We start from the raw sequence: 7,333 nt of genomic DNA, 5'->3' as shown, positions 1-7,333 counted from the left end.
CAATAAATAAAGTAGTAAGGCTAATCTTTTCATATTGGGTAAGGCTTTGATAAACCTAACCAATAAAAACTAAATTATAAAATTACCGGCGTCCCAACTGATATATAGTTACCTAAATTTATCTTTTGCAGCATCGAACTGTAATGCAAGGCCTGCCTTGTCTTTGCCTGCGCTAATTTCAGCGTGCAACTCGCTCAAGGCTTTGTCAACCCGGCCCTTGTCAGGCCTGGAAGAAAGCTTGTTGGCCAGTTTTATCACCGGCCCGGTAAAAATGTTTTGTAAAAATTTACGCATCAGTGCTTTAACAGGGGTTGCTGGCTTTTGTTTAATCTTTAGTTTACTCTCACTAAAGGGTCCGGGCACCACAAAGAAAGCAGTAATTTGGGTTGCACGATACTAATTTTTTTTGATTTTTATACCCCGTTAAATAACGGTATTTGCTGCGTTAAAACACGGTAAAAAAACAGTTATTAAACGGGGGTTGTTTAATAGTTAAAACCCTATATTGGGGTCGTATTTACTAACCCTTTAACCAATTTAAACATGTCAGCAGTAATCGACAAACCCACCGCAAAGGACCTGATAGCGGCCTATCAGACCCAAAATTCAGGTACAGGCGGCCCGGCCCTTAAAACTCCCGAAGGTGAATTCCTGAACGGTTTTTTTATAACCCGCCGCGTTTTGGACGCTATTCTTAGCGACAAAAATACCATTGGTGTAAGCGTGCATTTCGCCAAGCACCCCGATTTCCCCACTTCTACCGACAATATTTTCACTATTGTACTTGCAGGCGCCGAGCCAAACCCGGATTACCCGGAAGTGAGCGGCGCAGCGCCGTATGTAGGCAGATATGAAACCTGGGATCAAATCGGCCCGTGCCCTCCCTTTTGTACTTGTCTTATCTGATAGCCCGATATGAGTTTTGACACCATTTACGCCATCTATTTACTTTTGCTATTAATAATTTCCGTTATCGGCTTTGCCCGGTTTAAACGCCTTAGTAAAGCATTTAAGATTTTAACGGTTATGATTTTATGCACGTTAATTAGTGAAAGCATAAAAAAGGTTTATGGCAGGGTATACCATAACAATATGCCGGTGGCGCATATTTGGGCGGTTATTGAATTTGCGTTTTCAGCTGTAGTTTACTACTATTTGGTAAGTAATGCCATACTAAAAAAGGCAATAGTTATTTCAATATTTGCAATGTTTTTGCTGGCCATTGCCAACGTTTTGTTTTTCGAAAAGCTAAGCCAGTTTCCGTCGTTAACGCTTGAGGCCTCACATATTGTTTATGTTGTATATTCACTATTGTTGTTTCGTCAAATGTTGTTCGCTCCCGCGGAGCAAAGCCTTTTCAGGCAGAGCTTGTTCTGGTTTAATATAAACATGTTGTTTTATGCAACTACCATGTTCCTTAATTTTGCGTTGATGAGTTATTTTATTCAAAATAAGCTTGACGTAGGGCCACTTGTTTACTTTAGTGTAGTTGTTAATTTTATATTTTATATCGTAATTGGAGTTGTGTTATTAATTGATAACAGCAAAGTAAACGTAATTAGTGTGAATAATGATTAATAATGCCCCTACCAGTGGCGAGTTATATGTTGTTCTTGTTTCGGCAACGGTTTTTTTCGTCTTTCTGTCGGGTTTCATTATCTATTTCATTATACTTTATCAAAAAAAGCAGTTACAAAACAAAGCAGAACGCGAGGTGCTGGAGGCCAATTTTAAACAGGAGTTTTTAAAGGCCCGGCTAGAGATACAGGAGGAGACGTTTACGTATGTAGGGCGCGAGCTTCATGATAACATAAACCAGGTGCTTTCGTTTGTGAAGCTTAACCTGGCGATGATTAAGGTTGAAGAATCGGCTCAGCAGACAAAAATCAATGAAAATCGCGATCTGGTTGCACAGGTAATTACCGATCTGCGCGATTTATCAAAGAGCCTTAGTTTTGAACACATAACCAAGCTGGGGCTTGTAAAAACTATTGAAAACGAGGTTGACAAACTGAATAAAAGCGGCCTTGTTGACGCGGAATTGATTATAACAGGTGATATTTATCCGATGGGCGAACAGCGTGAACTGGTATTGTTCCGCATTTTCCAGGAAGCAGTTAATAATACCATTAAACACTCGGGGGCAAGTCATCTAAAAATTAGTTTGCAGTATATTCCTGAAATGTTTAATTTAACAATAGAAGACGATGGCGTTGGTTTTTCGGCTAACTCCCTCGACCACAGCCGTGGTTCAGGTTTGATGAATATTGAAAACAGGGCTACCGTAATTGGTGCGGTGGCAAGCATAAGCAGTTCGCGCGGGGATGGCTGTTCAGTTAATGTTAACCTAAACCCTTTACTACAAATAAAATATATAGATGGAAAATATCCAAATCGCCTTAGTTGATGATCACCGCCTTTTCAGAAGCGGGATAGCATCATTAATAGGTAATTTTAAGGGATTTAATATACTTTTTGAAGCAAGCAACGGGGAGGAAATGGTACGCAAAATTTCGTCCAAACTAAAGCCGGATGTTGTGCTGCTTGACATACATATGCCGGTGATGGATGGCGCTGCTACTGCGCTTTGGCTAAAAGAAAACTACCCCGAAATAAGAATTATAGTTTTATCGATGCTTGAGGATCCTGAAAAGGTGCTCACCATGCTAAAACTCGGCGCCAAGGGTTACTTGCTGAAAGATTCGGAGCCGCATGAGTTTGAGCTGGCCCTGCAAAAGGTATCATCGGGCGAGGTTTATTACCCCGAATTTGTTACACGCCTGCTAATAAACTCATTTAATGAGCATATTGACCAGGTTACTTTGCAGATACGCGAGCTCGAGTTTATAAAGCTTGCCGCCTCAGAACTTACCTACAAAGAAATAGCTACGCAAATGTGTATCAGCATACGTACCGTTGATGGTTATCGCGACCAATTATTTGAAAAACTGAATGTCAAAAGCCGCATCGGCCTGGTGCTGTATGCCATAAAAAACAAATTGATAGACGTATAATTTGCTAATAATTTTAGTAAATTTGCCTCTATGGCACATGAGGGTAACGATGAGTTTTTTAAAGGACGCGGCGCACAGGTAAATACGCACAACAAGTTTTTAAAAAGCAAATATGTTTTAGAGCATATTGAAGGCCTTGATGAGCCGCTGCTGGAAAATACTGCCACACAACTTTTTGAGGAGTCGCCCAAAAAAATCGTAAGCGAATCAAACAGCCCGGATTTGAGCCACATGTACTCCATAAACCCCTACCAGGGTTGCGAGCACGGCTGTATTTATTGTTATGCACGAAACACGCATGAATACTACGGCTTTAGCGCCGGGCTTGATTTTGAGCGCAAAATAATTGTTAAGCGTAACGCCCCTGAACTGCTGGAGCAATACTTCAACAAAAAAAACTATCAGCCGGTATGCATTATGCTGTCTGGCAATACCGATTGTTACCAGCCAATTGAACGGCGGTTGAAAATTACCCGCTCGTTGCTCGAGCTTTTTTTGAAGTACAAGAACCCGGTAAGCATCATCACCAAAAACAACGTAATACTGCGCGACCTGGATATACTTACCGAACTGGCGGCCATGCGGCTGGTACATGTTAATGTATCCATCACTTCGTTAAACGAGCAGTTGCGGCAAAAGCTGGAACCGCGCACGGTTACGGCAACAGGGCGGTTAGCGGTTATTCAAAAACTTACCGAAAAAGGGATCCCCTGCCGGGTGATGGCGGCGCCTATAATCCCCGGGTTGAACAGCAATGAAGTGCCGGCAATTATAAAAGCGGCAGCAGACAGGGGCGCTGTATCTGCCGGGTTTACAATAGTAAGGTTGAATGGCAGTATCAGCGAAATTTTTACCGACTGGATAAATAAGACGTTTCCCGACCGGGCCGAAAAGGTGTTGAACATGATAAAGTCGTGTCACGATGGCAACCTAAACGACAGTAACTTTGGCCGCCGGATGAGCGGCGAAGGGAAAATTGCCGAATCGATACACCAGATGTTCAGGATGGCCTGCACCCGGTTTATGGCCGACAGGGAAATGCCGGAATTTGACTATAGTTTATTTGTGCCGAAAAATGGGAAGCAGACGACTTTATTTTAGTGAGTAGTTGATGGAGTTGATTAAGTGAGTGGTTAATGGAGAAGAAGGCTTTTCTTTTCGATTAGTCGGTCAATTCCAACACCAATCCCGATACCAACGGTATAGCAAAGCATATCGATCCACAAAAAGGTTTGGCCTAATACCAGGCCGCCGATAACCGTATGCCTGATGCTGTTTATCCATGGCGCCTGTAAAGCTGGCTGAATTCGATACCGTAGCTAAAAACCAGGCTTGCAATAACAGCCAATTTTGTTGCTTGGCTGATGAAAATAAATCTTACAATAAAATAAACCATCAGTCCCCATAAAATATCGCCGATAAATAAAGGCACTCCATTTATGTGGCGGGATAAAAGGCCAGTTATAATTGTAGCGGTTATGAGGGCGAAGTAGGTTGTACGTGTTTTATGCATAGCACTGTGTTAAACGTGCCAAGTTTTGTAAACTTCGCGCGTTTTCATCTAAATTTCAAAATAAAGCCTTATTTTCGGAATAAAAACTGACAAAAATGAACGTTAACGATATAATTGCCTACTTGCCCAGTTTAGATAACAGCGAACGATCGAAACTACAGGCTGCCTTGTTTGATCTGCAAACCGATTTGGACCTGAAAGACGTAATCCGCGAAAACCTTGACGATATAAAAAGCGGCCGCGTTAGTTCGCACCAGGCAGTAATGAACGAGATTAACGCATCGCGGTAGTTTCAAGTCCGGAGTCTTAAGTCAAACTTGGTCTTTTTTGACTTAAGACTCCGGATTTACGACTCAAGACTAGTCGTCAATTCATTATTAACATAATGCTGATCTATATCTCACCATTTTTCCGCATCCAGGCTACTACGGCTTTTATTTCTCCATAGGTAAAATCATCGCCCAAAACTTCTTTTATGGGCGATAGCTTTTCGGCGCCATAGCTTAAAACGACATCTTTAATGGACGGTATTTTTTCAGATTTTACCAACTCGGTTACATCCATATCGCCTTTGTAAATATAAAAGCTTAAATGACCTTCAATGGTGGTTGCGGCAAGCCCGCGCAGCGCAGCAATTTCCGAAACCGGCTTGCCGGCGCGATATAATGTAAAGCTTTCTTTGGCCGTATCGGACGAGCGCGTCGCAGCTCTTTCTTTGGCCGGTTTACGCTCGCGCTGGGTCGATTTTTGTTTTATTTTCGATACCAGCCCGTTCTTCTCGGCGTAGGTTTTAAGCGGAAGTAAAAACTCGCGGCCATACCGCGCCAGTTTCACATCGCCAAAGCCGGATATCAGCCTTAATTCATCCAGCGTTTGCGGGAAATAGGTTGCCATCTCCTGCAGGCTCACATCTGATAGGATAATATAAGGCGGAACATTTTCAAGCCGGGCGATATCGGCGCGCAGGTTTCGCAATTCGGCGAATAACGATGCCTCAAATGGTAAAGCCGCAGCAGGCTGGCGCTCTTCGATAACTTCGGTTTCAACCAGCTCAACTTTCTCCAACCCTTTCAATACCCCTTCGCTTTTTTCGGTAAGCTTTAATATGGGGTACATATCTTCGGTCACTTGCAAATAGCCCTGCCCTGTCAATTCACGCAGGTAGCGCTGCCATTCGGGTTTGCTGATATCTGCGCCGATGCCGTAGGTTTTAAGTTGTTTGTGCTCTTCCCAAATTTTTTCACTTTTCGATCCACGTAAAAAATCGATCACATAGGTGCTGCCGAAGCGCTCCTTAAGGCGCGATACTGCTGATAGTGCCTTTTGTGCGATAAGGGTAGCGTCGAAGCGTTTGAAATCTGTCAGGCAAAAATCGCAGGAGCCACAGTTTGGCGGGAAATCCTCATCAAAGTATTTTAATAAAAACTGGCGGCGACAGGCGTGCAGCTGGCAATACTTTACCATATCGTCCAGCTTTTTAAGCATGATGCGGCTTTGCTCCGGGTTGTCTTCCACCATGGCAAACTGTTTCAGCTTTATAGCGTCGCCGGGCGAGTAAAGCAACAATGCGTTTGATGGCAATCCATCGCGACCTGCACGGCCGGTTTCCTGGTAATAGCCTTCGATATTTTTTGGCAGATCAACATGCACCACATACCGCACGTTTGATTTATTAATACCCATACCAAAGGCTATGGTCGCCACTATAATGCGCACTTCATCGCGCAAAAAAGCTTCCTGGGTGCGGGCCTTAAGAGCATTATCCAAACCGGCATGGTACGGTTCTGCTAAAAAACCTTCTTCCTTTAAATCGGCCGCCAGGCTCTCGGTTGATTTTCGCGACAGACAATAAATAATACCCGAATCCTCTTTGCGCTCCTCCAAAAAATCAAGCAGCTGGTTAAAGCTATCTCTTTTAGGGGTTACTTTATAGGTGATATTTTCGCGGTTAAATGATGATACAAAAACAGCGGGGTTACGCAAGTTTAACTTTTCAAGGATATCCTTTTTGGTGAGCTTATCGGCAGTGGCGGTAAGGGCAATAACCGGCACGTTTGGAAACTCGAGCTTAAAGCCGGAAAGCATCAGGTACTCGGGCCTGAAATCGTGTCCCCAATGTGAGATGCAATGCGCTTCATCAATAGCAATTAATGAAACCGGCAGTGTTTTTAGAAAATCTATCAGCTTGCTGTCTTTGCCAAACAAGCGCTCGGGCGCCAGGTACAGCAATTTGATCTGGTTGTTTTTTAAGCGGGTGCTGATGTCGATATGTTCCTGGGTCGACTGGCTCGAATTGATGAATGCAGCCGGTATGCCGTTAACGTTGAGGGCGTCCACCTGGTCCTTCATCAAGGCAATCAATGGCGATATCACAATGGTTAAACCATCAAGCAAAACGGCGGGCAGTTGGTAACATAATGATTTACCGCCACCAGTAGGCATTAGCGTAAGCACATCCTTTTTATCCAGGATATGCTGGATGATCTCTTCCTGCCGGTGCCTGAATGCACTGTAGCCAAAATATTTTTGCAGCGCCTTTATGGGTGTCATTTGCGGGTCCGTTTGCATCGGCCCGAATTTAATAAATTCCGGGAATGAAATGCTAAAAATTTTAGGAAAATAATTTATTGTGCACAGGCCTGCGACCTGTGCTGGTGGATTTCGCCCCTTTGGGGCTCCGGGGTTTCTCTTTAATTTCAAAATTTCGGAAACAATGATTATGAATAACATAGGTGCAAAGTATAGCACCCAGCCCCAAAGGGGCGGCTTTCGTCAGCGCAGGTCGCAGGCCTGCGCTAAAGCAATA

The 7,333-nt window shown here is 43.6% G+C and carries 8 protein-coding genes and 1 pseudogene; 6 read left to right on the top strand and 3 right to left on the bottom strand.

What is annotated here, in order from left to right; all coding sequences use genetic code 11:
* Positions 1 to 108 precede the first annotated feature (108 nt).
* Positions 109 to 294 carry a hypothetical protein gene (locus NAF19_RS29190; protein WP_252793915.1) on the bottom strand — a complete coding sequence of 62 codons (186 nt, stop codon included), beginning with the start codon at positions 292 to 294 and terminating at the stop codon, positions 109 to 111.
* Positions 295 to 543: 249 nt separating this feature from the next.
* On the opposite strand from NAF19_RS29190, the gene NAF19_RS29185 reads away from it, so the two are divergent.
* Genes NAF19_RS29185 through NAF19_RS29165 form a run of 5 tightly spaced genes read left to right on the top strand, consistent with a single transcriptional unit; the run spans position 544 to position 4,115 of the window.
* A complete protein-coding gene (locus NAF19_RS29185) occupies positions 544 to 906 on the top strand; it encodes a hypothetical protein (RefSeq protein ID WP_252793914.1) in 363 nt (120 codons plus the stop codon).
* Positions 907 to 915: 9 nt separating this feature from the next.
* Positions 916 to 1,578: a hypothetical protein gene (locus NAF19_RS29180; protein ID WP_252793913.1), complete on the top strand. Its 663-nt coding sequence runs from the start codon at positions 916 to 918 to the stop codon at positions 1,576 to 1,578.
* Complete coding sequence (locus NAF19_RS29175; protein ID WP_252793912.1) at positions 1,571 to 2,407, top strand: sensor histidine kinase; 837 nt, start codon at positions 1,571 to 1,573, stop codon at positions 2,405 to 2,407. Before NAF19_RS29180 ends, NAF19_RS29175 begins: the two co-directional genes overlap by 8 nt.
* Positions 2,379 to 3,014, top strand: coding sequence for a response regulator transcription factor (locus tag NAF19_RS29170; protein ID WP_252793911.1), 636 nt, complete (start codon positions 2,379 to 2,381; stop codon positions 3,012 to 3,014). Before NAF19_RS29175 ends, NAF19_RS29170 begins: the two co-directional genes overlap by 29 nt.
* A 30-nt stretch (positions 3,015 to 3,044) precedes the next feature.
* On the top strand, positions 3,045 to 4,115 hold the full coding sequence (locus tag NAF19_RS29165) for a PA0069 family radical SAM protein (protein ID WP_252793910.1): 1,071 nt from the start codon (positions 3,045 to 3,047) through the stop codon (positions 4,113 to 4,115).
* Positions 4,116 to 4,147: 32 nt separating this feature from the next.
* On the opposite strand, the pseudogene NAF19_RS29160 reads toward NAF19_RS29165, so the two are convergent.
* Positions 4,148 to 4,410 (bottom strand): annotated as a pseudogene (locus NAF19_RS29160) (ribosomal maturation YjgA family protein).
* 212 nt (positions 4,411 to 4,622) lie between these two features.
* Between NAF19_RS29160 and NAF19_RS29155 the strand changes: the two are divergent.
* Positions 4,623 to 4,817: a hypothetical protein gene (locus NAF19_RS29155; protein ID WP_252793909.1), complete on the top strand. Its 195-nt coding sequence runs from the start codon at positions 4,623 to 4,625 to the stop codon at positions 4,815 to 4,817.
* A gap of 103 nt (positions 4,818 to 4,920) precedes the next feature.
* Here the strand turns inward: NAF19_RS29155 and recQ are convergent, their stop codons facing one another.
* Positions 4,921 to 7,095, bottom strand: a complete 2,175-nt coding sequence (recQ, locus tag NAF19_RS29150) for a DNA helicase RecQ (protein ID WP_252793908.1) — start codon at positions 7,093 to 7,095, stop codon at positions 4,921 to 4,923.
* Positions 7,096 to 7,333 lie beyond the last annotated feature (238 nt).

Source organism: Mucilaginibacter flavidus (assembly GCF_024055575.1).
Classification (GTDB): domain Bacteria; phylum Bacteroidota; class Bacteroidia; order Sphingobacteriales; family Sphingobacteriaceae; genus Mucilaginibacter; species Mucilaginibacter flavidus.
This window is presented reverse-complemented; position numbering and strand designations above follow the sequence as displayed.

What these genes read in the sequence shown, in the direction of transcription:
- NAF19_RS29180 (WP_252793913.1), top strand. Translation starts at nt 916, where the DNA reads ATGAGTTTTGACACCATTTACGCCATCTATTTACTTTTGCTATTAATA.
- NAF19_RS29170 (WP_252793911.1), top strand. Translation starts at nt 2,379, where the DNA reads ATGGAAAATATCCAAATCGCCTTAGTTGATGATCACCGCCTTTTCAGA.
- NAF19_RS29175 (WP_252793912.1), top strand. Translation starts at nt 1,571, where the DNA reads ATGATTAATAATGCCCCTACCAGTGGCGAGTTATATGTTGTTCTTGTT.
- NAF19_RS29165 (WP_252793910.1), top strand. Translation starts at nt 3,045, where the DNA reads ATGGCACATGAGGGTAACGATGAGTTTTTTAAAGGACGCGGCGCACAG.
- NAF19_RS29155 (WP_252793909.1), top strand. Translation starts at nt 4,623, where the DNA reads ATGAACGTTAACGATATAATTGCCTACTTGCCCAGTTTAGATAACAGC.
- NAF19_RS29190 (WP_252793915.1), bottom strand. Translation starts at nt 294, where the DNA reads ATGCGTAAATTTTTACAAAACATTTTTACCGGGCCGGTGATAAAACTG.
- NAF19_RS29185 (WP_252793914.1), top strand. Translation starts at nt 544, where the DNA reads ATGTCAGCAGTAATCGACAAACCCACCGCAAAGGACCTGATAGCGGCC.
- recQ (WP_252793908.1), bottom strand. Translation starts at nt 7,095, where the DNA reads ATGCAAACGGACCCGCAAATGACACCCATAAAGGCGCTGCAAAAATAT.